The 26,377-nt window shown below is 65.0% G+C and carries 20 protein-coding genes; 10 read left to right on the forward strand and 10 right to left on the reverse strand.

Features of this window, described 5'->3' with window-relative positions; all coding sequences use genetic code 11:
- Window position 1 precedes the first annotated feature (1 nt).
- The 3 genes from G9Q80_RS25805 to G9Q80_RS25815 all read right to left on the reverse strand — a co-directional run bounded on the left by G9Q80_RS25805 (window position 2) and on the right by G9Q80_RS25815 (window position 4,359).
- Window positions 2-1,315, reverse strand: a complete 1,314-nt coding sequence (locus G9Q80_RS25805) for a TRAP transporter small permease subunit (RefSeq protein ID WP_088716260.1) — start codon at window positions 1,313-1,315, stop codon at window positions 2-4.
- A gap of 86 nt (window positions 1,316-1,401) precedes the next feature.
- A complete protein-coding gene (gene dctP / locus G9Q80_RS25810) occupies window positions 1,402-2,502 on the reverse strand; it encodes a TRAP transporter substrate-binding protein DctP (RefSeq protein ID WP_043145453.1) in 1,101 nt (366 codons plus the stop codon).
- Between the two features lie 222 nt (window positions 2,503-2,724).
- Window positions 2,725-4,359: a tetratricopeptide repeat protein gene (locus tag G9Q80_RS25815; protein ID WP_069208411.1), complete on the reverse strand. Its 1,635-nt coding sequence runs from the start codon at window positions 4,357-4,359 to the stop codon at window positions 2,725-2,727.
- 189 nt (window positions 4,360-4,548) lie between these two features.
- Here G9Q80_RS25815 and G9Q80_RS25820 point away from each other — a divergent pair, with 189 nt between their 5' ends.
- A complete protein-coding gene (locus G9Q80_RS25820) occupies window positions 4,549-6,459 on the forward strand; it encodes a hypothetical protein (RefSeq protein WP_088716259.1) in 1,911 nt (636 codons plus the stop codon).
- A gap of 50 nt (window positions 6,460-6,509) precedes the next feature.
- Here G9Q80_RS25820 and G9Q80_RS25825 read toward each other — a convergent pair whose 3' ends face one another.
- Window positions 6,510-7,751 carry an L-rhamnose isomerase gene (locus G9Q80_RS25825; protein ID WP_088716258.1) on the reverse strand — a complete coding sequence of 414 codons (1,242 nt, stop codon included), beginning with the start codon at window positions 7,749-7,751 and terminating at the stop codon, window positions 6,510-6,512.
- Between the two features lie 49 nt (window positions 7,752-7,800).
- Window positions 7,801-9,903, reverse strand: a complete 2,103-nt coding sequence (locus G9Q80_RS25830; protein WP_088716257.1) for a bifunctional rhamnulose-1-phosphate aldolase/short-chain dehydrogenase — start codon at window positions 9,901-9,903, stop codon at window positions 7,801-7,803.
- Between the two features lie 186 nt (window positions 9,904-10,089).
- Here G9Q80_RS25830 and G9Q80_RS25835 point away from each other — a divergent pair, with 186 nt between their 5' ends.
- The 7 genes from G9Q80_RS25835 (at window position 10,090) to G9Q80_RS25865 (ending at window position 17,274) form a co-directional block, all read left to right on the forward strand.
- Window positions 10,090-10,896 (forward strand): DeoR/GlpR family DNA-binding transcription regulator, encoded by an 807-nt coding sequence (locus G9Q80_RS25835; RefSeq protein WP_069208415.1) that lies wholly within the window; start codon window positions 10,090-10,092, stop codon window positions 10,894-10,896.
- A 42-nt stretch (window positions 10,897-10,938) separates the two neighbouring features.
- Entirely contained in the window at window positions 10,939-11,943 is a 1,005-nt protein-coding gene (gene rhaS / locus G9Q80_RS25840; RefSeq protein WP_043145460.1) for a rhamnose ABC transporter substrate-binding protein, read from the forward strand.
- A 122-nt stretch (window positions 11,944-12,065) separates the two neighbouring features.
- Window positions 12,066-13,592, forward strand: a complete 1,527-nt coding sequence (locus tag G9Q80_RS25845; protein WP_168246596.1) for a sugar ABC transporter ATP-binding protein — start codon at window positions 12,066-12,068, stop codon at window positions 13,590-13,592.
- Window positions 13,593-13,602: 10 nt separating this feature from the next.
- On the forward strand, window positions 13,603-14,586 hold the full coding sequence (locus G9Q80_RS25850; RefSeq protein WP_088716256.1) for an ABC transporter permease: 984 nt from the start codon (window positions 13,603-13,605) through the stop codon (window positions 14,584-14,586).
- A complete protein-coding gene (locus tag G9Q80_RS25855) occupies window positions 14,583-15,584 on the forward strand; it encodes an ABC transporter permease (protein ID WP_069208417.1) in 1,002 nt (333 codons plus the stop codon). The genes G9Q80_RS25850 and G9Q80_RS25855 overlap by 4 nt, the downstream gene beginning before the upstream one ends.
- Complete coding sequence (rhaM, locus tag G9Q80_RS25860; RefSeq protein ID WP_184757111.1) at window positions 15,584-15,898, forward strand: L-rhamnose mutarotase; 315 nt, start codon at window positions 15,584-15,586, stop codon at window positions 15,896-15,898. The genes G9Q80_RS25855 and rhaM overlap by 1 nt, the downstream gene beginning before the upstream one ends.
- A complete protein-coding gene (locus G9Q80_RS25865) occupies window positions 15,895-17,274 on the forward strand; it encodes an FGGY-family carbohydrate kinase (protein WP_088716255.1) in 1,380 nt (459 codons plus the stop codon). Before rhaM ends, G9Q80_RS25865 begins: the two co-directional genes overlap by 4 nt.
- A 20-nt stretch (window positions 17,275-17,294) precedes the next feature.
- Here the strand turns inward: G9Q80_RS25865 and G9Q80_RS25870 are convergent, their stop codons facing one another.
- Window positions 17,295-20,276 (reverse strand): transporter substrate-binding domain-containing protein, encoded by a 2,982-nt coding sequence (locus G9Q80_RS25870; protein ID WP_168246597.1) that lies wholly within the window; start codon window positions 20,274-20,276, stop codon window positions 17,295-17,297.
- A gap of 206 nt (window positions 20,277-20,482) precedes the next feature.
- Here G9Q80_RS25870 and G9Q80_RS25875 point away from each other — a divergent pair, with 206 nt between their 5' ends.
- On the forward strand, window positions 20,483-20,857 hold the full coding sequence (locus G9Q80_RS25875; protein ID WP_157903866.1) for a response regulator: 375 nt from the start codon (window positions 20,483-20,485) through the stop codon (window positions 20,855-20,857).
- A 7-nt stretch (window positions 20,858-20,864) separates the two neighbouring features.
- Here the strand turns inward: G9Q80_RS25875 and G9Q80_RS25880 are convergent, their stop codons facing one another.
- From G9Q80_RS25880 to G9Q80_RS25895, 4 genes are all read right to left on the reverse strand, one after another.
- Complete coding sequence (locus tag G9Q80_RS25880) at window positions 20,865-22,166, reverse strand: TRAP transporter large permease (protein ID WP_088716252.1); 1,302 nt, start codon at window positions 22,164-22,166, stop codon at window positions 20,865-20,867.
- Complete coding sequence (locus G9Q80_RS25885) at window positions 22,163-22,663, reverse strand: TRAP transporter small permease (RefSeq protein ID WP_088716251.1); 501 nt, start codon at window positions 22,661-22,663, stop codon at window positions 22,163-22,165. The genes G9Q80_RS25880 and G9Q80_RS25885 overlap by 4 nt, the downstream gene beginning before the upstream one ends.
- Before the next feature lie 66 nt (window positions 22,664-22,729).
- Window positions 22,730-23,821 carry a TRAP transporter substrate-binding protein DctP gene (gene dctP / locus G9Q80_RS25890; RefSeq protein ID WP_088716250.1) on the reverse strand — a complete coding sequence of 364 codons (1,092 nt, stop codon included), beginning with the start codon at window positions 23,819-23,821 and terminating at the stop codon, window positions 22,730-22,732.
- Between the two features lie 78 nt (window positions 23,822-23,899).
- Window positions 23,900-24,415, reverse strand: coding sequence for a MarR family winged helix-turn-helix transcriptional regulator (locus tag G9Q80_RS25895; RefSeq protein WP_198550013.1), 516 nt, complete (start codon window positions 24,413-24,415; stop codon window positions 23,900-23,902).
- 73 nt (window positions 24,416-24,488) lie between these two features.
- On the opposite strand from G9Q80_RS25895, the gene G9Q80_RS25900 reads away from it, so the two are divergent.
- The gene (locus G9Q80_RS25900; RefSeq protein ID WP_232788278.1) at window positions 24,489-26,354 is read left to right on the forward strand and encodes a feruloyl-CoA synthase; all 1,866 of its coding nucleotides are present in this window, start codon (window positions 24,489-24,491) and stop codon (window positions 26,352-26,354) included.
- The last annotated feature ends 23 nt before the right edge of the window (window positions 26,355-26,377 follow it).

Genomic DNA, 26,377 nt, shown 5'->3' on the forward strand with positions numbered 1-26,377 from the left:
CTCAGTTCCCCCGCGCGATTTCACGGATGTCTTTCGAGACCTTCGAGATGCCCTGCAGCACCAGCAAAAGCCCACCCATCACCATGACCCATTTCATCGGCCACAGCGGCACTTCCCACTCGTTGAAGCTGATCTCGCCCCAGCGGATGTTCGGATCGGTCCATTGATCGAGGCCAAAGCCGCCGACCATCTCGCCAAAGGAGATCTGGCCGCGCGCCCAGTCCGAAACCACCGCGTTGCCGGAGGGCACCGCGATCGCGTCCATCGCAAAGATCCAGGATGTCACCAGCAGCGTGCCGGCGAAGATGAAGAAGAAGATCGAGGTCAGGAGATCGACCCAGGCCTTTTTCGGCCTGGTCAACGGCGCATAGAAGATGTCGACCCGCACATGGCTTTCGGTCAGCATCGCGTAGGCGCCCGCGATCAGGTATTGCATCCCGAACATCAGGTACATCGCTTCGTGCGCCCAGTTCGTCGGCGAGCCGAAGACATAGCGCGCGATCACCTCGTAATAGTAGACAAAGACCGCGATCACCGCCCAGTAGGCGACGAACTCGCCGCAGAAAAGCGACAACCGGTCGATCCAGTTCTGGGCATAGTCGCTGTCATGCTTGGGCCCCTCCTCGGCCTCGGCGGCCAGCAGGGCCTTTTCCGCGTCCGACAGTTCCTCGTGCGCGGGCAGCGCATCGTTCGCGCGCCGCACCAGCATCGGCATCAGCACGAAATCGAGCACCAGCAGGGCCAGGATGAGATACAGCCCGTAGCCCGCCGCGTTGTCCCAGAAGGCGCGCGTGCCAGCGGCCTCGTCGCGCAGAGGCGTGATGTCCTCCTGCGTCGCGCGGGCCTCGGTCAGGCGTTCCTCGCCCTTGGCGACGGTGTCCTGCGCCCTTTGCAGACGACGTTCTGCGCTGCGCTTGGCAAAGCTGCCTTCCTCGGCCTCGTCAAAGGTGGCCTGAAGGTCGGCCATTCCGGCGCGCGCCTCTTCGACCCGGCTCTCTTCGCGATCGAGGACGCGTTGCGCGACGCGCAGCTGGTTTTCATAGTCCGACAGGACCGAACGTGCATCCTGCGTCTGCCCGTTGGCAAAGAGGATGAACAGGAAGATCGGGATATAGACCAGTCCCAGCATGTTCTTGAGATAGAACCGATGCAGGCCGATGATCCCGCCGGTAACCCCGATCATGTAGGCCAGCGGCAGGGTGTAGCGTTTCTCGGCCTGCTGGGGGCGTCGCGACAGCACCATCGCGATGATGGGAAAGACGATCAGCCCCACCCAGTAGAGCCAATGTGGAAGCGTGAAGCTGAGACCGGGCATTGACGGTCCTCATGGTTTGGCATGACAAGGAAAGCGCCCGGCACACATCTGGCGCCGGGCGGAAACGATCTGTGCGGTCGGACCGATCAGAGCTTGAGCTCAAGCCCCTGGGTCAGAGCCGGATCCACATAGCCCAGCGAGCCGGACAACATGTAATCCAGCTGGATCTTGAAGACGCGGGCGGCCTGCGGATCGCGGTTGGCGTAGTCGAACCAGACCGGAACGGCGACCTCTGTCATCAGCTCCACGTCGTCCTGCGTCAGGCGCGTAACCTCGGTGCCGTCGGCCTCGAACTTGGCCCATGCGTCCTGGTCGGCCTTCTGGATCGCTGCATGGTGCATGTCGGAATAGACATGGGTTTCCATCTCGACGAACTGCTTCATCTGCGGGCTCAGCGCGTCCCAGGCGGCCTGGCCCACGGTGATGTCCATGATGTCGACCGGCTGGTACAGCGACATGAATCCCGGAGGGCCCATCACGATGTAATCGGTCACCTGGCTGAAGCCGAGCGCATAGTTGACCGCCGGGCCCACGTAGTCGGCCACGTCGATGGTGCCCTTTTCCAGCGCCGGGAAAATCTCCGAGCCGGGCAGAACCGTGGTTTCGGCGCCGATCTGGGTAAAGATCTCGGCCACCATGCCGCCGGGCAGGCGCATCTTGCGGCCCGCGAAATCGTCGATCGACCGGATCGGCACCTTGGAGTGGATGATGTTCGGGCCGTGATGGACGGGCCCCACGAAATGCATACCCTGCGCGGCGTAAAGTTCGCGCGCGATGTCGATGCCGCCGAGTCCGTAATAGAACACGTCGAATTCATGCGGATTGCGCAGGCCCAACGGGATCGAGGTCAGGAAAGTCGCCGCCGGGATGATCCCCTGGGCGTAGATCGTGAAGGGGTTCACGGCATCCAGAACACCGTTCTTGACGGCATCGTACAGCTGAAAGTCGCCCACGACGTCATTTGCGCCAAAGGGCTGGAACGCCAGTTCCCCGCCGGTCTTTTCCTCGATGGTTGCGCACCAGTCCTTGAAAATCTGCAGGCCAGCGCCGCCGGGCCAGCTGGTCTGGATTTTCCAGGTGGTGGTCTGGCCCTGCGCCGTTGCGAGATGCGGGGCTGCAAGGGTTGCCGCGCCGGCACCAGCCAAAGTGCGCAGCGCTGCGCGCCGCGTTGAGATATTGCGTGTCATCTTCGTCCTCCCGTTTATCCGAGCCCCCGATCATGACGGAACCAGGCGCCCTAGGGGCAATTCTAGGGTTGCCCCGCCAAATTGGTAATATTTTCTTTCCGAAACCGCAAAGAAATCTTCGACACATTCAGAGTCTCATAGGTATAGTCAGGCCTCGGCAAGGGCTGACACGCCGACCTTGACGGAAAAAATACTCAGTCCCGGGACCTTGGCCCTGCCCTGCTACGCCACGCGCGCCCGGCAAAGACAACTTGCCCGGATCGGCACGTCTGCCCGGGCCAGGGCGACGTCGAGGGCCGCCTTGATATGGGTACGCTCCACCGTCTCGCCGCGTCGGGTTAGGCATTCGTCCAGCCCATGCAGTGCCCAGACGTTGCGCGGATGCTGGCTTGGCCGGGGCAAGGCACCGTCAAGCCCAAGGTCGGCACGATAGACCGCCTCGGCCTCTGCGTAGCGCCCGGCATCCATCAGCAAGGCGCCCAGCGCATGCCGCGTCGGTTGCGGCCAGGACCAGGGCTCCTCATATTGCAGCCCGTCATCCAGGGCGACCGCCTCACGCAGGAAGGCCAGTCCCTCCTCGCAGCGTCCGGCCTTGTAGGCGATCTCGCCCAGCATCATCTGCTCGGCCACGGCCAGAACGTCGCGCGCGGTGTTGTTGAACAGCATCCGTTCCTCGGGAACCAGGGCATAGGCATCGACAAAGGCCCGTATCGCAACTTCTGCCGCGTCGTGTCGGCCCAGGTTGGCCAGCGCAACGGCCCGCGCATAAAGGATCAGCGCGTTGGTTGTCGTGTAAAGCTCGGTATCCTCGGGCAATTCCAGGTCCAGCACTTCGGACCACATGCCGAAGCGTATATAGACATGCGGCAGGGCCGCCACGAAGGTCTCGAACAGGTCGGGATAGACACGCACCACCTCGTCCGGCACCTCGGCACGCAAGCGTTTGGCCGCGTCCAGCGCCGCCGCCTTCTGCCCCAGGAACATCGCCCCGTAGAGCGCGAAATGCAGGTTGTGAATGCGGTAGAGCGCGTAGAAATTCGCGGCCCCCGACCGCAACTTGAAGGTCTCGTCGACCCTTGCCGCGGCAAGGTTGCGCGACAGCACGTTCTGGTAATCGCCGCACAGCACGTCGATGTGGGTCGCCATGTGCACAAGGTGCCCCGCGTCCGGCACCAGCCCCGTCAGGCGGTCTCCGTGGCGCAGCGCCCGTTCCGGATGCGGCGACATTTCCATCAGGTGAATGTACATGTGCAGCAACCCGGGATGATCCCAGGCGCCCGGCACCTGGTCAAAGGCCCTCTCCAGCACCGCCATCGCCTCGGAGGTCGAAGCCTCGGGGTTCGGCACGCCGCGATGAAAGTCCCACAGCTGCCAGGGCGTGCGGTTCATCATCGCCTCGGCGTACACGAAGGTGACATCCAGATCGTCGGGAAACTGAGCATAGACCGGCTGCATCGCGGAGGAAAACCCGTCGTTGAACGGCTGGTAATCCTCGATGTATGGGTCCTGCGGATAGCGCGCGGCAAGCGCCCCCAGCAGGGCCCGTTCGACCGGCGCCGCCCCATGCAGAGCCAGCCCGGCGGCCAGCGCCGCATGGGCGCGGGCCAGGGCCGGCGCCTTTTCCTCGGGGGTAAAGACCTCCCAAGGCTTGTTGTAGTTCGGCCCGATGGCATAGGCGATGCCCCAATGGGCCAAGGCGCAGGCCGGGTCGGCCGTCAGCGCCTTTTCGAAACACAGGATCGCCTCTTCGTGGTTGTAGGCAAAAAGCCAGACCAAGCCCCGGTCGAGCCAAAGCTGTGCCTCTGGAGCGGTCGCGACCGGACGGCCATAAGTTCCCAGGTCATAATAGTCCGACATGCCATCCCCCTTTTTCCCCAGGACCATCCTAGCAGATTTTCCGGAACACCGGGCAAAGACCCGCCCTGGCCGCCCGACAAAAAAATTTCGCAATCTGACACGACCTCGCCAAGGACGCGGGCAGGTGATGCGTCGTAGACTCGGAACACGGCCTTTAAGCCGTCCGCGAATGACGAGGAGTCGACGACCATGACCAAATCCATTTTCCTGCCCGCCCTGCTGGCAACCACCTGTCTTGTTTCCACCGCCCTTGCCTCTCCGCAGATCACCCGGATCGAACTGGGACAGGCCGGGATCGCCCGCTACACATTCATTGCGCCGACAGAGGGCAACACGCTGTCCTTCGACGTGCCGATGCGCGATTCCGATGACGTTCTGGCCTCGCTTGTGGTGCGCGATCCCTCGGGCGGCGTCATCGACCTGCAGACCGACACCCCCGGCAGCAGTCTGGCCGCGCTGGCGGACACCATCTTTGCCGGCGGCGTGCCGCGCACGACAGAGGGGCTGGTGCGCGCGATGATCGGCGAGACGCTGGAAGTCACCACCGCGCGCGGCGCCTTTACCGGCCGCATCATGGGCGTGGGCGAAACCCAGATCGTCGAAGAGGGCAAGGACGTCACGCGCACCACCGTCCTGATGCTGACCGAGGACGGGGTGCAGGACATCGTCCTGACCCCCGGTGCGCAGGTCACCTTTTCCGAGGAGGTCGCCGCGCAACTGGCCCGCGCGATGGACGCCGACCGGCGCGACAGCAAGACCCGGCGTTTCGACCTGACGCTGGAGGCAGCGGATGCCCGCGATGTGCACCTGTCCTACGTGACAGAGGTCGCGGCCTGGAAGAATTCCTGGCGGCTTCTCCTGGACGAAGGCCGGTTCCAGGGCTGGGCCACGGTCGAGAATGTCTCGGGGCAGGATTGGGACGACGTGGCGCTGACGCTGACCACCGGCTCTCCCGTGGCCTACCGGCGCGAACTGATCGACCCTCTGTATATTGCGCGCAACGATCCGCCCTCGGGCCCGCGCCCGGTCACGGTTGCCCCCGACCGGGGCGTCAGGGCGCTTGCCGCCCCCGCCGCCGAAGCCGCCTATGCCCCCGTGGTCAAGGAAATGCTGGCGCTCGACCTTGCCAAACCCTCTGGCACCGCACGCGCGGGTGAGGTGCTGAGCGGCGCCGGCATCCTGCGTTATGCCATGCCACAGCCCGTCGACCTGGAAGATGGGCGCACCGCGAACCTGATGTATTTCGACATGGCGATCGAGCCCGAGATCCGCGCGCTGTACCGTCCGCAGAAGACCGGCAACCAGGTCCTGATGGCCGCTTCGCTGCAGGCGGACCAGGCACTGGCGCCGGGTCTGGTCTCTGTCCAGGATGCTAACGGCTTTGTGGGCGATGCGCCCTTCACCGGCATGCTGGCCGGGCAAAGCCGCCTGTTGCCCTTTGCCGAGGCCACCGGCGCCACGGTTAACACCGACCGCCGCCAGACCCAGCGCATTTCCGCGATGATTTCCGGCGGGGAACAGGTGACTGTCAACCTGATCACCCTGCGCACCACGCGGTATGACGCCACCGTGCCGGAGGAAGCGACGCTCTTTTCAGTCGAACATCCCGGCGGGTTCGGTGAACTTGACAGTGCGCCGGGCGAGGTGGAACAGGGTGACGGTTTCATCCGCGTGACCGTGCCCGTCGAGGCGGGCGAGGTCTCGCTGGACGTCGTGGAACGGTCGGTCAGCCGCCGCCAGTACTCGCTGGACTCTGGGGATTTTGAACGGCTGGTGCTGGACGTGCGCGCCGGCCGGATCGCCGTCGACGCGGCCCTGAGCGAGAGTTTTGACAGCGCGCATGACCTCTTGCGCCGCGCCCGCGCGATCGAACAGGAGATCACCTCCCTGGAAGACCGCCAACGCGAACTGTCGAGCGAACAGGGCCGCCTGCGTGCAAACCTCGACGCGGTCGAGGTCGAGACCCTGCGCAACCGCTACATCGAGGCTCTGGACAGCACCGAGACGGAAATTGTCGCGGCAGCGGACAAGCTGGACGAGTTGCGTGGCGAGTTGCGGACGGTTGGGACCGACCTGATCGCACTCTTCGATCCCAAGTAAGGCAATCCGGCTGCCGGGCTCTTACAGGTCCGGCAGCCGCCATTCGGGGTTCAGCCACGCCCGGCGACGCTGTCCTGATAGCGATCGAGGTCCGCGATCAGCGCCTGGCCGACGGGCACCTCCATCCGGGCGCAGAACTCTGCCCAGACCGCGCCATAGGGCAGATCCTTCAGCTCTTCGGTCAGCATGAAACGACGGCTGAAATCCAGCGCGTTTTCCGCCCCTTTCAGAGTGTCCATCGGCAAGAGCAGCGCCCGCAACAGCGCCTTTTGCATGTTGCGTGTGCCGATCACCCAGGCCGCGGTGCGGCTGATCGTGGCGTCGAAGAAGTCCAGCCCGATATGCGTGCGCCCCAGCAGGTCACAGGCCACCAGTTCCTGCGCCATCGCCAGGATGTCATCGCTTTGCAGGATGACGTGATCGCTGTCCCAGCGCATCGGGCGCGAAACGTGCAGCAGGATCTCATCCACCGACAGAGCGACCGATGACAGCTTGTCCGCGATGTTCTCGGTCGGGTGGAAATGCCCCATGTCGAGGCACAAAAGCGTGCCCCTGCGGATGGCATAGCCCAGGTAGAATTCATGACTGCCGACGGTGAAGGCCTCGACCCCGATCCCGAACAGCTTGCTTTCGACGGCGTCCAGCATATTTGCCCGGTCCTGCGGGTCGGCCAGCATGGCATCCAGCGAGGATTGCAGCCGTTGCCGGGCCGCCATCCGGTCGATGGGATGATCCTTCATCCCGTCCGGGACCCAGATATTGTTGACGCAGGGACTGCCCAGCTCGGCCCCAATGCGTGCGGCGATCTCACGCGTGCGGCGTCCGTGTTCGATCCAGAAGTCGCGGATGCCCGCATCCGGATGCGCCAGCGTCAGGTTGTCGTCCGCCTTGGCATGGGCAAAGAAGGTCGGGTTGAAATCCAGCCCCAGCCCGCTGTCCCTGGCCCAGTCCACCCAGGGGGTAAAATGGCGGTATTCGATCGCGTCGCGGTCCGGGCTTTCGTCCGTGTCCATGTACATCGCGTGCAGGTTCAGCCGGTGGCGCCCCGGGATCTTGGAAAAGGCGAAATCCAGGTCCGCGCGCAGCTCATCAGGGGTGCGGGCACGGCCGGGATAATTCCCGGTGGTCTGGATGCCGCCACCGGATGCGCCGGTCTTGGCCTCGAAACCCACGACATCGTCGCCCTGCCAGCAGTGGACCGAAATGGCGATGTCTTTCAGCCGCTCTATCGCTTTCTCGGTTTCGACACCCCAGTCGGCGAAGGCGGCGCGGGCGCTTTTGTATTGGCTCATGGTATCCTCCCATTGCGACCCGGCAGAGGCTGGCCCTGCCGGATCTTCCTCAGCGCGGAAACGCCTGCACGTTGCCGGCGTCCACGTTCAGGATGTTGCCCGTCGACTTGGCCGAGGTATCGGCGGCGAAGAAATAGCAGGCCTCGGCGATGTCTTCCGGCAGGACGGAGCGTTTGAGCATCGAGCGGTTGCGGTACATCTCCTCGAGTCCCTCCTTGTCGGTGCCGTAGGTTGCCGCGCGCTGTTCCAGCCACTCGCCTTCCCAGATCTTCGACCCGCGCAACACCGCATCGGGGTTGACCACGTTGACCCGGATTCCCGCCTCGGCGCCTTCCAGTGCCAGGCAGCGCGCCAAGTGGATTTCAGATGCCTTTGCCGTGCAATAGGCAGAGGCATTGGGAGAGGCCGCCAGCCCGTTCTTCGAGGCGACAAAGACGATGGAACCGCCCAGTCCCTGCGTCCGCATCAGGCCGAACGCCTCCCGGCTGACGAGGAAATAGCCAGTGCTCAGGATCTCCATGTTCCTGTTCCACAACGCCAGAGAGGTCTTTTCGACCGGCGCGGACGAGGCGATGCCCGCGTTGGACACCAGGATGTCGGTGCCGCCGAACTCGACCGACGCATCGGCAAAGGCCTGCGCCACCGCCTCTTCGCGGGTCACATCCATGACAACGCTGCGCACCACGTCCCCACCGAACTGCTTTTCAAGCTGCGCGCGCGTGGCCTCCAGCGCCTTGGCGTCGACATCGGCCAGCACCACGCAGGCGCCCTCGGACAGGTAGCGGGCCGCCGTTGCCGCGCCGATTCCCCCTGCCCCGCCCGTGACCAGTGCGATCCGGCCCGCCAGCGATTTAGGCTTGGGCATCCGCTGCAGCTTGGCCTCTTCGAGCAGCCAGTACTCGATGTCAAAGGCCTCTTGTTCGGGCAGCCCCTGGTAGGTGCTGATGGCCGAGGCGCCGCGCATGACGTTGATCGCGTTGACATAGAACTCGCCCGAGATCCGCGCCGTCGCCTTGTCCTTGGCAAAGGTGATCATGCCGACGCCGGGCACCAGGTAGACAACCGCGTTCGGATCGCGCATCGCCGGGCTATCATCGCGTTTGCAGCGGTCGTAGTAGGCGGCATAATCGGCGCGATAGGCCTCGATCTGCTCCGGCAGGCTTTCCAGCACCGTGTCCAGGTTGCCCTTGGCCGGGTCGTAATCGACCACGAAGGGACGGATCTTGGTCCGCAGGAAATGGTCCGGGCACGAGGTGCCCAAGGCCGCCAGCGGCGCCATATCCTGCGCGTTGACGAATTCCAGCACCGCGTCGCTGTCGTTGAAATGGCCAACCATGTGCTGGTTGCCCGAGACAAAACCGCGAATGGCGGGCATCAGCCGCGCGGCGACCGTGCGGCGCTGCTCTGCCGCGAGCGACTGGTACTTTGCACCGCCGAAGGCCGGCACATCCTTGGTCTTGTCTGCCAGCCACTCTGTCGCCGCGTTGATCACGTCGATTGTCGTGTCGTAACAGGTCCTGGCATCATCCGCCCAGGTGAACAGCCCGTGGCTTTCCAGCACCACGCCGTCGGCCTCGGGGTTCTCAAGGCAGAATTTCTCCAGCCACAGGCCCAATTCATAGCCGGGCCGCTTCCACGGCAACCAGCCGATACGGTTGCCAAAGATCTCCTGCGTCAGCTCACGCGAGTTTTCCGAGGCGGCAATGGCGATGATGGCGTCCGCGTGGACGTGATCAACGTGTTTGCGCGGTACATAAGCGTGCAAAGGCGTGTCGATGGAGGCCGCGCGCGGGTTCAATCGGAAGGTGCAATGCGGCAGGTAACCCACCATCTCGTCCTCGTGCTCGACACCGCGATAGAGCGACTTCAGCGCCTGCAGCTTGTCCATGTAGAGCGTGGCGAAACCGTCCATCTTTATCGAGCCGATATCCCCGCCCGATCCCTTGACCCAGAGCACCTCTACCTGCTCGCCGCTCAGCGGATCGGTCTCCATGACCTTGGCCGAGGTATTGCCGCCGCCATAGTTGGTCACGCGCTTGTCGGCGCCCAGGATGTTCGAGCGGTACAGCAACAGCTCCGATTCGCTCATCCCCTGCGCCTCAGCCGCATCCCAGCGATTTTCCAGAAGATGATTGTCCACGGTTTTCAACATCTTGTCCTCCCGACGGGCGCACCGGCGCCGCTGTAAATCTGATCGGGATGCTGAGCGGATTGCGCCAAATTGTCAATCATATCCAATCATAAATAACCATAATGCGCCGCATAGTGATCGATGTTGAGTGTTTTTGATTGACGAATGCGGCGAATCCACGCAATCTTCATCGCCAAGGAGGAGCCGATGCACGAGAAAGAACGCCACAGGATCATTCTCTCTGCCGTGCAGGATCGCCCGGTCGTGACCGTCGTCGACCTGTGCAACCTGACAGAGGCGTCCGAGGCAACGATCCGGCGCGACATCGCCACGCTTCACATGCAGAAGAAACTGCGCCGTGTGCGCGGCGGGGCCGAAGCCCTGACACCGCCGCCCTTCGTGGGACTTGCCGGGCGGCCGTTCTCGGTCAACCAGACATTGCGCATCAAGCAGAAGCAGGCCATCGCCCGGGCGGCGGTCGAACTGTGCGAGGACGGCGACTCGATCATCATCAACGGCGGCACCACGACCTTTCAGATGGTGCACCCGCTGGCCAGCCGCCGTTGCCAGGTCTTCACCAACTCCTTTCCCATCGCGGAACACCTGCTCAAGCATTCCAAGAACATGGTGATGTTGTCCGGCGGGATGATCTACCGCGAACAGAACATCGTCCTGTCGCCCTTCGACAACGATGTGACGCGCAATTTCTGGGCCCGGCGCATGTTCATGGGCGCGCAGGGGCTGGGACCCATCGGGTTGATGGAAGCCGACCCACTGCTGATCCAGGCCGAACAGAAACTGATCGGCCAGGCGGACGAGCTGGTGGTGCTGGTCGACAGCACCAAGTTCGACAACCGCTCCAGCCTCGTGCTTTGCGCGCTCGACCGGATCGACACGGTCATCACCGACGAGGGCATATCCGACAAGGCCGCCGCCATGCTGGAGGCGGCGGATGTTTCACTGATCGTCGCCCAGTCCGGCGCCGCGACACAGGAAGACGAGGCCGCGTCCTAGCGGCCCGCAAGACAAACGACTTCGATCAAGGGAGGAACAACAATGATCCGTCGTACCTTTACCAAGCTGCTCGCGGGGGCCACGCTGGCCACCGGGCTGATGGGCACCTCAGCGCTGGCACAGGACGATCCGGTGCGTATCGCGCTGGTGGTCAAGGCCCTGGGCATCGGCTTTTTCGAGGCCGCGGCCAAGGGCGCCGAGGAGGCCGCCGCCGACCTCGGCAACACCGAGATCATCTACACCGGCCCGACCGACACCACGGCCGAGGCGCAGATCCAGGTCATCAACTCGCTGATCGCGCAGGGCGTCGACGCCATCGCGGTCTCTGCCAACGATCCCGATGCGCTGGTGCCGGTCCTGAAAAAGGCCATGCAGCGCGGCATCACCGTGATCTCCTGGGACTCGGGCGTGGCACCGGAAGGCCGCCAGATGCACCTGAACCCCTCGTCCAACCCGCTGATCGGCAACATGATCATCAAGCTGGCCGCCGATGAGCTGCCCGATGGCGGCAAGGTTGCCCTGCTCTCGGCCACTACCACCTCGACCAACCAGAACATCTGGATCGACGAGATGAAGAAGGTCATGGGCGACTATCCGGGGATCGAGCTGGTGGCCACCGTCTATGGCGACGACCTCGCCGACAAGTCCTACCGCGAGGCGCAGGGCCTGATGCAGAAATACCCTGACCTCGACGCGATCATCGCGCCGACCTCGGTCGGTATCGTGGCCGCGGCACAGGCGGTCGTGGACGCCGGCAAGGTGGGTCAGGTCAACGTGACCGGCCTGGGCCTGCCGTCGGAAATGGCCGGAGCCATCGACAGCGGCGCCTCCAAGTCCTTTGCGATCTGGAACCCGATCGACCTGGGCTATTCCGCCACGATGATCGCCCATGCGCTGGCCAGCGGCGACGCCACGGCGGAACCGGGCGCGGAAATCCCGATGGGCCGCATGGGCAGCGTCACACTGGACGACGACAATGCCGGGGCGATGGCCGATCCCTTCGTCTACGACAGCTCGAACATCGACGACTTCAAGTCGATCTTCTGATCGCCTCCCCACCCGGGGGAATCCACCGGGGGGCCACATGCCCCCCGGTTCATCCGAAAAATCACACCGAACACGCGCAGGCCAACCGCGACACCGCGGCCTGCGGCAGGGGAGGTCATGGGATGCTGATGCAGGCAGGCAGCGACGACAGCGCACAGACCCTTACGGGCCCGGTCCTGTCCCTCGACGGGATCACCAAGACCTTTCCCGGGGTCAAGGCGCTGGACGAGATCCGGCTGGACCTGCACCCGGGCCAGGTCACGGCGCTTGTCGGCGAAAATGGCGCGGGGAAGTCCACGGTCGTCAAGATCCTGACGGGAATCTACCAGCCCGACGGCGGGGAAATCCGGGTCGATGGCAGCGCCCGCCGCTTTCCCAGCCCGCAGGATGCGGCGGATGCGGGCATCACCGCCATTCACCAGGAAACCGTCCTGTTCGACGAGCTTACGGTGGCCGAAAACATCTTTCTGGGCCACGCCCCGCGCAACCGCTGGGGCCTGATCGACTGGCCCCGGATGCGCCGCGAGGCCGAAACGATCCTGCGCGGCATCGGCGCCCAGGTCGATCCCGATCATCCGTTGCGCGATCTCGGCATCGCGAACAAGCACCTTGTCGCCATCGCCCGCGCCCTGTCCATCGACGCCCGCGTGGTCATCATGGACGAACCCACGGCCGCCCTGTCGCACAAGGAAATCGAAGAGCTCTACGAGTTGGTCGAAACCCTCAAGGCACAGGGCAAGGCGATCCTCTTCATCAGCCACAAGTTCGACGAGATCTTCCGCATCGCCGACCGCTATACCGTGTTCCGCGACGGCCAGTTCGTCGGCGCGGGGCTGATCGCGGACGTGACAGAGGCCGACCTGGTCAAGATGATGGTCGGTCGCGAGGTCAGCCAGATCTTTCCCAAGCGCAGCCCCAGCATCGGCGAAGAGGTGCTGCAGGTCGCGGGCTACGCCCACCCGACCGAATTCGCCGACATCGGCTTTCGCCTGAACCGGGGCGAGATCCTGGGGTTCTACGGATTGGTCGGCGCCGGCCGGTCGGAATTCATGCAGGCGCTGTTCGGGATCACGAAACCGTCCAAGGGTGTCACGAAGATCGACGGCAAGATCCGGGTGATCCGATCACCCGCCGACGCGGTGGCCAACGGCATCGTCTATGTCCCCGAGGACCGGGGAAAGCAGGGCGCCATCACCGCCTTGCCGATTTTTCAGAACGTCACCCTGCCCTCGCTGGCGCGCACCTCGCGCAGGGGGTTCCTGCAGCTGGCCGAGGAATTCAAGCTGGCCCGCGAATACACCCGGCGACTGGATCTGCGCGCGGCCTCGCTGGACACGCCGGTGGGCAACCTGTCCGGCGGCAACCAGCAGAAGGTGGTGATCGCCAAGTGGCTGGCCACCCAGCCCCGCGTCATCATCCTGGACGAACCGACCAAGGGCATCGACATCGGGTCGAAGGCGGCGGTTCATGACTTCATGGCCGAACTGGCCGCGCAGGGGCTGGCCGTCATCATGGTCAGTTCGGAAATCCCCGAGATCCTGGGCATGTCCGACCGCGTCATCGTCATGCGCGAAGGCCGGATCGCCGCCGAGTTGCAGGGGGATGACCTGACGCCCGAGACGCTTGTCCGCCACGCCGCCGGTATCTGAGGAGAGAGCGATGATCCGCAAACTTGCCACCAGGCGCGAAACCCTGCTGCTGGGCGCGCTCTTGCTGCTGCTGGCCGTGATTGCCACGCGCTTTCCCGGTTTCGTGGCGCCGTCCAACCTGGCGGATGTGTTCAACGACACGGCGCCGCTGATCCTGCTGGCCATCGGCCAGATGGTAGTCATCCTGACCCGCTGCATCGACCTGTCGGTGGCCGCCAACCTGGCGCTGACCGGCATGGTGGTGGCGATGCTGAACGTGGCCGTGCCTGGCCTGCCGGTGGCGGTAACGCTGGCGGTCGCCTTGGGCCTGGGCGCGGCCCTGGGCATGGTCAACGGCCTGCTGGTCTGGAAACTGGATATTCCGCCCATCGTGGTCACGCTGGGCACCATGACGATCTTTCGCGGCACGATCTTCGTCATCTCGGGCGGTGACTGGGTCAACAGCCACGAGATGGGAGAGGGATTCAAGGCCTTTCCGCGCGCCGAGTTGCTGGGCCTGCCAATGCTGAGCTGGATCGCGATCCTGGCCCTGACAGTCTTTTCCCTGGTCATGACCCGCACGACGCTGGGCCGCGCCTTCTACGCGGTGGGCGGCAACCCGCACGCGGCCACCTATACCGGCATCGACGTGGGCCGGACCCAGTTCTGGGCCTTTACCCTGTCCGGTACCCTGGCCGGCCTGACGGGCTATCTCTGGGTCTCGCGTTACGCGGTGGCCTATGTCGACATCGCCGGCGGGTTCGAGCTTGACGTGGTGGCGGCCTGCGTGATCGGCGGCATCTCGATCATGGGCGGCGTCGGCACGGTCTGGGGCGCCCTGCTGGGGGCCCTGTTCCTGGGCGTCATCAAGAACGCCCTTCCGGTGGTCAACATCTCGCCCTTCTGGCAGCTGGCGATTTCCGGCAGCGCCATCATCATCGCGGTGGCGGTCAATGCCCGCGCCGGACGCGACAAGGGCCGCATCATCCTGAAATCCGCGGAGCACGCCACATGACGACATTGCATGACACCGCACCGGGGCGCCAGATCCCCGACCGGCTGCAATCGCCCCTGCAACGGCGGCTGAAGAGCTGGGAAACCCTGCTGCTGCTGGTGGCCATCGGCATCTTCGTCGCCAACAGCTTTGCCTCGCCCTATTTCCTCAACGCCTGGAACCTGAGCGACGCAACCTTCAACTTTACCGAAAAGGCGATGATCGCCTTTGCGATGGCGCTGCTGATCATCTCGGGCGAGATCGACCTGTCGGTCGCGGCGATCATCGCGCTGGCCTCGACCGCGATGGGCGCGGCGATGAGCGCGGGCGCCGGAACGCCCATGATCCTGCTGGTGGGGATCGGCACCGGCCTGGCCTGCGGCGCCTTCAACGGGGTGCTCGTCACCCGCTTCGGCCTGCCCTCCATCGTCGTCACCATCGGCACCATGAGCCTGTTTCGAGGCATCAGCTACATCGTCCTGGGCGACCAGGCCTTTCGCGGCTACCCCTCCGATTTCGCATTCTTCGGACAGGGCTACGTGTTCTGGGTGATCTCCTTCGAGCTGGTGCTTTTCGCCGTGCTCGCCGTGATCTACGCCGTGGTCCTGCACCTGACCAACTTTGGCCGCGCGGTCTATGCCATCGGCAACAATGCGACGGGGGCAGAGTTTTCCGGCATCCGTGTCGCGCGGGTGAAATTCATCCTCTTCTTGCTGACCGGCCTGATGTCGGGCATCGCCGCCATCTGCCTGACCTCGCGGCTGGGCTCGACCCGCCCCTCCATCGCCTTCGGATGGGAGCTGGAGGTGGTGACGATGGTGGTGCTTGGCGGTGTCAACATCCTGGGCGGATCCGGGTCCATCCCCGGCGTCGTCATCGCGGCCTTCGTCATGGGGCTGGTGACCTTCGGACTGGGCCTGTTGAACGTGCCCGGCATCGTCATGTCGATCGTGATCGGCGCGCTGCTGATCGGGGTGATCGCCCTGCCCCGGCTCTGGTCGAAATGGCGGGCCGCGTGATGCAGAAATACGCCTTCAAGATGACGCTCACCCCCGGTTGCGAGGCCGAGTACCGCAAGCGCCATGACGCGATCTGGCCCGAACTGTCGCAGCTGCTGAAAGAGGCGGGCGTGTCGGATTACTCGATCCACCTCGACCGGGACACGCATACGCTCTTTGCGGTGCTCTGGAGACGGGACGATCATACGATGGACGCCCTGCCCGACCATCCGGTCATGCAGAGATGGTGGGCGCATATGGCGGACATTATGGAGACCAGGGACGACAACGAACCCGTGGCGACGCCGCTGGAAACGGTCTTTCACCTGCCATGACGGAGGGGCACGTCGCCGTCATCGACATTGGCAAGACCAACGCCAAGCTGGCATTGGTCGACCCTGCCGACCTGGCGGAAGTCGCCGTCATCACCCGGCCAAACACGGTGCGTCCCGGTCCACCCTGGCCGCATTTCGATACCGAGGGACACTGGCAGTTCCTGCTGGACGGGCTTCGTGGCTTTCACTCGGCCCACGGTATTTCCGCGATCTCCGTCACCACGCATGGCGCCTGTGCCGCGTTGCTGGACGAAAAAGGTGGGCTGGCGGCGCCGATCCTCGATTACGAACATGACGGCCCGGACGACCTGTCGGCCGACTATGACGCCCTGCACCCGGATTTTTCAGTAACAGGCTCTCCGCGCCTGGGCATGGGGCTGAACCTGGGAGCGCAGCTGCACTGGATGCTGCAGACAGATCCGGACTTGCGGGCGCGCACCGCGCGGATCGTCACCTATCCGCAGTATTGGGGGTTTCGCCTGACGGGCGTTGCCGCAACGGATGTGACCTCGCTGGGCTGTCACACGGATCTCTGGTTGCCGGCCGAGGGGCGGTTTTCCCCTTTGGTGGACACGCTGGGCCTGGGCGGGATCATGGCCCCGCCGCGCCGACCGGACGAGGTTCTGGGTCCGATCACGCCGGAAGTGGCCCAAGCGACCGGTCTGCCCCGCGAGACACCGGTGCAATGCGGCATCCACGATTCCAACGCCTCTCTGCTGCCCCACCTGCGCAGCCAGCAGGCCCCGTTTTCCGTGGTCTCGACCGGCACCTGGGTCATCGCCATGTCCATCGGCGGGACAGTCGTGGACATGGACCCGGGCAAGGACACGCTCATCAACGTCAACGCGCTGGGTGCGCCCGTACCGTCTGCGCGGTTCATGGGCGGACGCGAACATGACATCGCCTCGGGCGGTGCCTATCCCGACCCCGATGAGACAGAGCTTGCTGCCGTCTTGCGCGACGGCATCATGCTGTTGCCGGCAGTAGAGCCCGGTTCTGGCCCCTTCCGGGGCCGGCAGGCGCGCTGGGTCGGGGCGGAACCCGCGCCCGGCACCGGGCGGCGCGGGGCGGCGCTGGCCTTTTACCTGGCGCTGATGACGGCCCATTGCCTGCGGATCATCGGCCACGCGGGCCAGATCGTTGTCGAAGGCCCCTTTGCCCGTAACCGCGCCTATGCCCGGATGCTTGCGGCGGCATCCGGCGACCGGGTCATCCCTTCCGGCGCCGCCACGGGCACCTCGCAGGGGGCGGCGCTGCTGGTGGATGGGACGCGGCCCGCCATGCCCGCGCCGATTGCGCCAGCCGATGGGGCCGACCCGCTGACAGCTCAAATGCGGGCCTATGCAGACCTCTGGCAGGACCGCAGCGGCGCCTGACAGCGGCCTTCCCCAAAGGTCTACGCCTGCCCTTCCTTCAGGGCCGCGTAGATCGCCGTTGCGAGGTCCGGCAATGGACAGGGTTTCTGCAGCACCGGCAGCCCAAGCGCCCGGATCTCGTCCGAGCCGACCTCGGCATGGCCGGACATCAGGACAATTGCCATCCGCGCGAACCGCGTGCAAATGGCGCGCGCCAGGTCGATCCCCGAAACGCCACCCGGCATCACGATATCGCTGAGAACTACATCGTAGTCGGCCCCGGCATCCAGCCGATCCAGTGCGGCCCGACCGGTGTCGGCCATGTCCACATCGTAGCCGAGATCGCGCAGCAATTCTGCCATCGGCTCGCGCAGCGCTGCCTGATCCTCGACCAGCAACAGGCGCCAGCCGTCGCCGCGCGGGATGGCCGCCGAGGTCTGCGGCAGCGCGCCGCCATCACCCGCGACACGCGGCAGGCGCAACCGGACCGTGGTCCCGTTGCCCGGCTCAGAGTAGAGCGACAGGCGCCCCGACGACCGCGCCGCAAGACTGTCGACCATCGCCAGGCCCAGCCCGGTGCCGCCCGCGTCGGTCTTTGTCGAAAAGAACGGGTCGGTCGCCTGGCGCAACACGTCTCCCGTCATGCCGGGGCCATTGTCCGACACGGCGATCTCCACCATGTGCCCGGTCTCTGCGTCCTCCTGGTCGGATGTGCGCATGTCGTATCTCCGGACCTGGATCACGATCTCGTCGCCCTGACCGGAGTCCGCCATCGCGTCGCGCGCGTTCAGGATCAGGTTCAGCAGGGCGTTTTCCAGTTCCCCCCTGACACAGTGTACAAAGACATCCTCGTCGACCGCCGGCAGGATCAGCCCGATGGCCTCTCCGATGGCGGGCCGGGCCAGGCTTTCCAGTTCCTTTAGGCTTTCGCGCAGGCTGACCGCGCCGGGTTCCTGCGGCGACTGGCGGGAAAATCCCAGCAGGCGCTGCGTCAGGTTGTTGCCGTGTCTGACGGTGTCGATGATCCGGTCGACCGTCGCCGCAACGGGGCCTTCGGCTTTCACCCGGACCAATTGCGCGTTGTAGAGGATCGTGGCCAGGATATTGTTGAAATCATGGGCCAGACCACCTGTCAGCATCCCCAGCGAGGACAACCTCTGCGACCGCTCCAGCTTTTGCCGGTTCAATTCGTTGTCATGGGTATCTTCGACGATCATCAGCGCCGACAGCCCCGACCCCAGAGAAGTGACCGCATCGCTGGTCACACGGACATAGCGGGACGCCTGATCCGGACGGGCACGGAACAGGCAAACCTGCCCGTTCGTCATTTCGCCCCGAAAGAGGCGCTGAAGCGGGTCCCGCCCGGGATCGAGAGGCTCGGCGCTGATCGGTTCAAGGAACTGCGCGCTCTCGGGCCAATGTTGCGGTGAGACCTCCTCCTCCAAGCCCAGCAGCACCCGACCGCCCGGGTTGATGACAGCCATCTCTCCGCCGGTGCCAAAGCCGAAGACCCCCTGCCGCGTGCTCGCCAGGATCGCCGCAAGCCTTTCGCTGGCCAGCGCCGTCTGGGCGCGCAGCCGCTCGGCATTGGCACGGGCGCGCCAGTTTTGGACCAGGAAGGCCAGCGCCCCCAGGATGGCCAGCGCCCCGCCTCCATAGAGGATCAGGTTGACCCGCCGGTCGGTCCAGGACACCGGGTCCTCCATCCATTGCCGGGCCAGGTCGCGGTATTGGTCAGAGCCGACATACCCCCGGATGACCACGTCCAGCCGTCGCTGCAAATCCCCCAGGCCCGGCCGCATTGCAATGGCCAGGTCGTTCCGGAACACCGGCGCGTCGAGCTGGGCAAAGGCATCGCTCAACCCCATTTCCTGGACCGTCCTCTGGAAGGTCACGCGCGGCATCACCAAGGCGTCGATCCGACCCGCACGCAGATCCTGCGCACCGCCTCTGACCTCGGGCAACATGACCAGCGGCACGCCGAGATCCGCCGCGATCTCGGCGCGCAACGGGCTGCTCTGGATGATACCGATCCGCCCTTCTTCCGGTCGCAGCTCTCGGCCCGCGTCGGCGGCACGAACGAAAATGGCATATTCGATCGTCTGGATCGGTGCGCTGAACTGCAACAGGTTCCGCTCTGCCTCTGTCACACTGCGCAAGGGCAGGAGATCGAAGGCGCCGACCCTTGGCCCCCGCGCCCAACTTTCCAGCGTGATCGGTTCGAACTGCACGGCGATGTCCGCGCGCGCCGCCAGGTCGCGCAACACCTCGACCGCGAAACCGCGGACCCGCCCGTCTTCCTCGACCAGGTGGTAGGGCGGGAAATGCGATACACCCACGGTCAGCACATCCGGAACCGGCACCGGCGGCACCATGAGCCAGCGCGCGCGCAGATCGTCCAGTGCGCCGCTGGTCTCCAGCCGACCAAGCGCCGCCTCGATCCCCGGCAAGAGGGTGGCGAATTCCGGCCGGAGGGCGACAAAATGGGAATTTTCCCGCACCGGCGGAAATGTCGGGCGCACAAGCCCATCCAGCCCGGTCCGGCGCAGCGTTCTTTCGCCCAGCGCGGACAGGACGATCACCCCGTCCACCTGGCCATCGAGAAGATGCGCGAAGGCCGTGACCTGGTCATCGTAGGGCACCATGACGCTGCCTTCCGGTGGTCTCATCCGGCTGGCGACCGTGTTGCGCAGGACACCTATGCGCCTGTCAGTGAAGGTTTCGAAGCGCCAGTCTCGAGGGGCGTCAGCGCGGACGAACAGGACGAAGCGCGTTTCCGCGACCGGTCCGGCAAACAAGAGCTGGCCATCGTCGATGGCGCCCCTGCCAACACCGGCCAGCAAATCGGCACGCCCCCGGGACAGCGCCGGCAGCACCTCCGTCGTCAGGCCGACATCGACGAGGTCGATGTCGAACCCTGCCTCCTCTGCGAGCATCCGGGCGAGGTCGACGAAGAAACTGCGCGGGGTCCCGTCCGCCTCGACAAATCCGAAACCGGAATCGCCTGCCCAGGGAACGCGCAACACTTGCCTCTCGGGGGATTGTGCGCCCGCCGTCAGTGGCATCAGCAAGAAAAACACCCCGATCAGCAGCCACCGGGCCCGCGAAGACGCGAAAAGGATTCTCAAATGATGGCTCCTCGACCGCCGGGGACGCGCGATTATAGATTGTGGCCACGGGTTTCCAATGGCATTTCCGACTGGATAACTCATTGGAAAGCAGTGTTCACTTGACCGACGCGACAAAGATCCTGGTGATCGAGGACAACGGGCCCTTTCTCGCGGCGCTGGCCGATACGCTCGAGATGTTCGGCTATGCGGTCGAACAGCTCTCGGACCCGGCCAAGGCCCTGAATCGGGTGGCAAGCGCCCCCGATTTCGACATCCTGGTGATCGACCTGCACCTTGGGGCATCGCTCTCGGGCACGGAGGTCGCGCAGGCAGCACGACAAAGCGCGCCGGACCTTCCCGTGATCTTTCTGACCGGCGGACAAACCGACGGGCCGCCCCCCACCCTGGCGTCCAGCGAATTGGTTATGAAGACAGACGGGCCTATGGCCCTGCGCGATGCGCTTGAACGGGCCAGCGCGGCGCTGGCGGACTGACCGGCAGCTATAGCAGCCCCGGCAGGAACAGAACCGCCGCCGGGAAGGCGATTGTCAGGATCACCACCACGAGATCCGCCAGAAGGAAGGGGATCACCCCGGCAAAGATCTGCGCAGTGGTGACATATTTGTAGGCCACGTTCTTGATGACAAAGACGTTCAGCCCCACCGGCGGCGTGATCATCCCGATTTCCAGCAGCTTGACCACCAGCACCCCGAACCAGACCAGGCTCAGCCCCTGGCTTTGCAGAACTGGCAGGAACACCGGCAGCGTGACCAGCATGGCGCCCACCGGCTCCATGAAGGTGCCAAGCGCCAGGTAGATCACCACCACGATCAGCATGAGTTGCACATAGGTCAGGTCCGCGCCCGCGACCCAGGAATTGATGAAGCCCGACAGCCCCGACAGGCCCAGGAAGCGTGTGAACATCGCCGCCCCCACCGCGATGATGAAAAGCGAGCCGGTCGTGGTGACGGTTTCCAGCAACGACTGGCTGACGACCTCGCGGGTCAGGCGGCCGGTGACGGCGGAAATGACGATGGTGCCCAGCGCGCCCACGGCGCCCGCCTCCGTGGCGGAAAAGAACTCGGCAAAGAGCCCGCCAAAGACCAGCACGATCATCGCCAGGATCGGCAGGACGTTCAGCACGGCACTGCGCGTCGTGCCCGTTTCAGGCGCGTCGATGCGGGGGGGCACCACGTCCGGGCGAAACAGGCTGATGAGCAGGATCACGGCACAATAGGACACCGCCGTCACCAGCCCGATGCCGATGCCGCCGACAAAGACCTGGGTGATCGAGGTTTCGGCAAAGACGCCGTAGAGGATCATCAGGATTGACGGCGGGATCAGCGCACCGATGGTCCCCCCCGCCGCGATGGACCCGGCGGCGATGGAGGGGCGATAACCCGCCTTGACCATCTCGGGGATGGCGATGCGGCCCATTGCGGCAGCGCAGGCCAGCGACGACCCCGACACGGCGGCAAAGCCCGAACAGGCAAAGACCGAGGAAATCGCCAGCCCGCCCGGCATCCTGCGCAGCACCAGTTTGGCCGCCTCGAACAGCCCCCCGGTCAGCCCGGCATGAAAGGCGACGAACCCCATCAGCAGGAACATCGGCACCGCCGACAACGTCCAGGAGGCGACGAAATCGTAAGGCGTTGAATAGAGGATGCCGACCGCCGGTTTGATCCCGACAAGGCTGACCACCCCGCCGAAACTGACCGCGATCAGCGCCATCGCCACGGGCACCCGCAACAGCAACAGGACGATCAGGATGCCGACCCCGTAGAACCCCGTCTCGACGCTCATGCGCTACGTCCGATCTGCCGCGCGCGGTCGGCGGCCTTGACCAAGCAGGCACCCGTTGCCAGCGCAAAGCCCAGCGTCGGGAAGATGTAGCTGGGATAGGTCAGGAACTCGATATCGCCCAGTTCGATCATCGTGCCCCTTTTCCAGTTGGACACCATCGACCCCCAGGTCGCCCAGGCCAGCGTGCCGTAGATCCCGCAGGCAATGGCCGCGACCAGCGCGTCCGACAGTTGCCGTAGCCAGGGCGGCAGGAAGCTGTCGATCAGCTCGACCGAGACCATTTCATCGCGCAGCTCGATAAAGGCCAGCGGAAGAAAGGCCAGCGGCACCATGTAGTAGCGGGCCACCATCGCGTTGGTCGAACTGAAGGAATAGCGAAAGAGGTTCCTCAGCACCACGTCGAGGCAGATGTGCAGCATCATCACGACAATCGCGATGGCCCCCAGAAGGGCGAGCACGCGGGCGATCCGTGACGCGGCTTGTGTCAGCGCGTTCATGTGTCGGGCTTTCCGGTCGGATGGGGCGCCCTGCCCCGCGCCGCGCGCGGGACCGGGCCAGAGGTGTCAGAGACCGTAGGTCGCCAGGTCAACCTTGCTCCAGATCCGCTCCCAGGCCAGTTCGGCCAGGGCATCGGGATCGTTGCCCGTGTCGGCGATCAACTCGGACCATTCGTCGACCAGCTGGGCAAAATCGGCGGCGATGTCCCCGGCCTTGGCGATCTGTGCCTCGCGGTCCGCCGCGGCAAACCCCTCGGAGGCGGCCAGCAGGTCGTCGGAGGCCTCGACCACCACGATGTCAGAGCCGGCCACCGCTTCGCGCGCGTCGGCGGGCAGTTGATAGGCCCAGCGGTCGGTCAGGTCGAAATTCGCCCGGTTGGCGGCCTTGACGATCATCAGGCGCTGTTCCTCGGACAGGCGCTGCCATGTCGGCAAGGCAACCGTAAAGTTGGAGGTGGCGTGATAGGTGCCGATGGGCACCGTGTTGAAATGCGTGGCGATGTCGACCAACCGATAGGACAGCATGTCCACGACAGAGGCCATCGTACCGTCGATCACGCCCTGGCTCATCGCCTCGAAGGTGGCTCCGACACCCATCGGGACGCCGGTGGCGCCAAAATGCTCGGCCCAGCGCGAATAGGGCGCGCCGCCCGACCGCAGGCGCAGCCCCTGCAGATCCTCGACGGAGTCCACCGGCTTGGTGGTGATCAGACCGTAGACGTCCGAAGACCCCGCCCCGAGAAAGACACCACCGAACGCCTTGTATTCCTGCTGGCAGGGCTCGCAGGTGACCACCCATTCGGTCATGGCCAGCGCCATCGCATGCGGGTTGCGCCCCTGAAGCGCCAGGTCACCCGCCACGCCGGTCAACGGGAAATCCGCCGCGAAATACAGCGGCAGCGAGTTGCCGATGTCCGCCAGGCCCGAGTTCAGTGCATCCGCCATCTGCGGCAAGGCCACCACCTCGGGGCCCAGCAGCGTGGTCCCGATCGTGCCGCCGGATTCCTTGGCCAGGTACTCGGCGAAATGGGTGTACATGTAGTGGGCCGGATGCGCCGGCGGGGCCGCGGGCGCCAGGCGCAGGTCCTGCGCCGCCACCGTTCCCGCGATCAAGGTCCCCGCCACGGCCAGCGCCGCGAATGAGAAGGTCGTCTTCATCGTTCTATCCTCCCTGGATTTAGTCCGTGTGCGGCCTGCCGGGGTGCGCGCCTCCTCGCGGCGTCCCGGCGCCGTGGTTCAGTCGACGTCCCTGCGCCCCACCCCGCTGTACCGCCGCAGCAGATGGGCAAGCTGACGGCACTCGGCCTCGCTCAGTCCGTGATTGTGATAATCGTCGTGCCCGAAAAAGGCGTCCCGGTGGTCCCTGACAAAGGCCTCGCCACCTTCGGTCAGGTACAGGCGGACCGACCGCCGGTCGTCGTCCGGAATGACCCGGCGGATACGGTCCTGGACCTCCAGCCGGCGGATCATCTTGGTCATCTGCGCGGGCTTGATGCCCAGCGTTTCCGCCAGCAACCCCTGCCGGACCCCCGGGTTCTGCAAGATCACCCACATGACCGAGAATTCTCCCGGGCGGAGACCGATCTCGTCGAAGGCCGCGTAGAACCGTTCGTAGGCCCGCACCTGCGAGATCCGCAGCAAGAAACCCAGTGAGTTCTCCAGTTCATGCAAGGAAACGGCCCCATCCGTGTCCGGTGCGGCCTCTACGCCGGGCCGATCCTGGTCGGGCCTGAAGGTGTCCCCTTCGTTCACGCGCGCCTCCTGCAATTGCCCCGATTCTATATTTTTAAATTGTTTCCAAGTAAAGAATTTCGTAGGACATGAAATGAGCCAGGGGGAGGGTTCGGCCATGACAGAGATGCGGTCGGTCAGGCTGTGGCAGCCGCGCGTCCGGCAGGAAACGCGCGATGATGGGACCATCCTTGTCTGGCAGGAAGAACCGCTTGGCCCCTACCCGCGCTGCCTGTCGGAAAAGATCGCTCATTGGGCCGGGGTCACGCCGGATCACCTGTGGATGGCCGAACGCGACGATGCCGGGGACTGGCGTGGCCATAGCTACGCAGAGCTGGCCGACCTGACCGAGCGGGTGGGCAGCGCGCTTCTGGATCTGGGGCTTTCGGTCGACCGCCCGCTCCTGATCCTCTCGGGCAACAGCCTCGATCACGCGGTGATCGCCCTGTCGGCCCAGCACGTCGGCATCCCCTCTGCTGCGATCGCGCCCGCCTATGCGCTGACCGGGCCGGACTATCCGAAACTGGCCGACATCGCGCGCCAGATCACCCCGGGCGCTGTCTTTGCCGACAGGCTGGACGCCTTCGCACCTGCCATCCGCAAGGTTCTTGATCCCGATCTGCCGATCATCACGGTCGCAAGCGACCTGCCCGGCAGCCGCGTTCTGTCCTGGGCCGACCTCAAACGGACCGAGCCGACGGAGGCCGGCCGTGCCGCCGCCCGCGCCGTCACCCCCGACACGGTGGCCAAGTTCCTCTTTACCTCCGGCACAACCGGTTCTCCCAAAGCGGTGATCACCACTCAGCGGATGCTCTGTTCCAACATGGCGATGGTGCAGGACTGCTATGCCTTCATGAAAGAGGAACCGCCCGTTCTGGTGGACTGGGCGCCCTGGAACCACGTTGCCTCGGGCAGCAAGGTCTTCAACATGGCGCTCTACAACGGCGGCACTTTCTACATCGACAAGGGCAACCCTGGGCCGCAAGGGATCGAAGAGACGATCCGCAACCTGCGAGAGATCGCGCCGACCTGGTATTTCAATGTCCCCGTCGGCTATGACGCCCTGATCCGCGCGATGCAGGCGGACACAGACCTGGCCCGCACCTTCTTCAGCCGGGTCAAGCTGCTGCTCTATGCAGGCGCAGGCATGGCCACCCACACGTGGGAGGCACTCAAGACGCTGTCGGAACAGACGGTGGGCGCGCGCACCCTGCTGTCGACCGGGCTGGGGGCAACCGAGACCGCCCCCTTTGCCCTGACCTGTGTCGAGGAACAGGACCTCCCCGGCAATGTCGGCGTGCCCGCCAAGGGTGTCACGATCAAGCTGGTGCCAACGGGCGGCAAGCTGGAACTGCGCATCAAGGGGCCGCTGGTCACGCCCGGCTACTGGCGCGCGCCGGAACTGACCGCGCAGGCCTTTGACGAGGAAGGCTTCTACAAGCTGGGGGACGCGGTGCGTTTTGCCGTGCCCGGCGATGCTGCGCAGGGGTTTTTCTTCGACGGACGCATCGCCGAGAACTTCAAGCTGAACACGGGCACATGGGTCGCGGTGGGGGCGCTCCGTGCGAAACTGGTCGATGCTCTGGGGGGCCTAGCGCGTGACGCGGTCATCACCGGCGAAGGCCAGGACGAACTGGGCGCCCTTCTGGTTCCGTCCCGCGCCGGCGCAGAGGCATTGGTGCCCGACGGCGCGGCACTGGACGACGCGGCGCTCTGGTCCCGGCCAGAGGTGCGCACCGCGCTGCAGGAGCGACTGGCGCGGCTGGCACAGGAGGCCACCGGCTCTTCGATGCGGATCGCCCGCGCGATCGTGATGATCGACCCGCTGGATCTGAACGCGGGCGAGGTGACCGACAAGGGATCGGTCAACCAGCGCGCGGTGCTGAACAATCGCAGCGACCTGGTCCGGCGGCTTTACGCGGGCGACCCCGAGGTGATCCTGGCCCGCTCTCCGCGCTGAACGCCTCAAAAGCGCGCCCCGGC

It is taken from the genome of Mameliella sp. LZ-28, assembly GCF_012274245.1.
Taxonomy (GTDB): Bacteria; Pseudomonadota; Alphaproteobacteria; order Rhodobacterales; family Rhodobacteraceae; genus Antarctobacter; species Antarctobacter albus.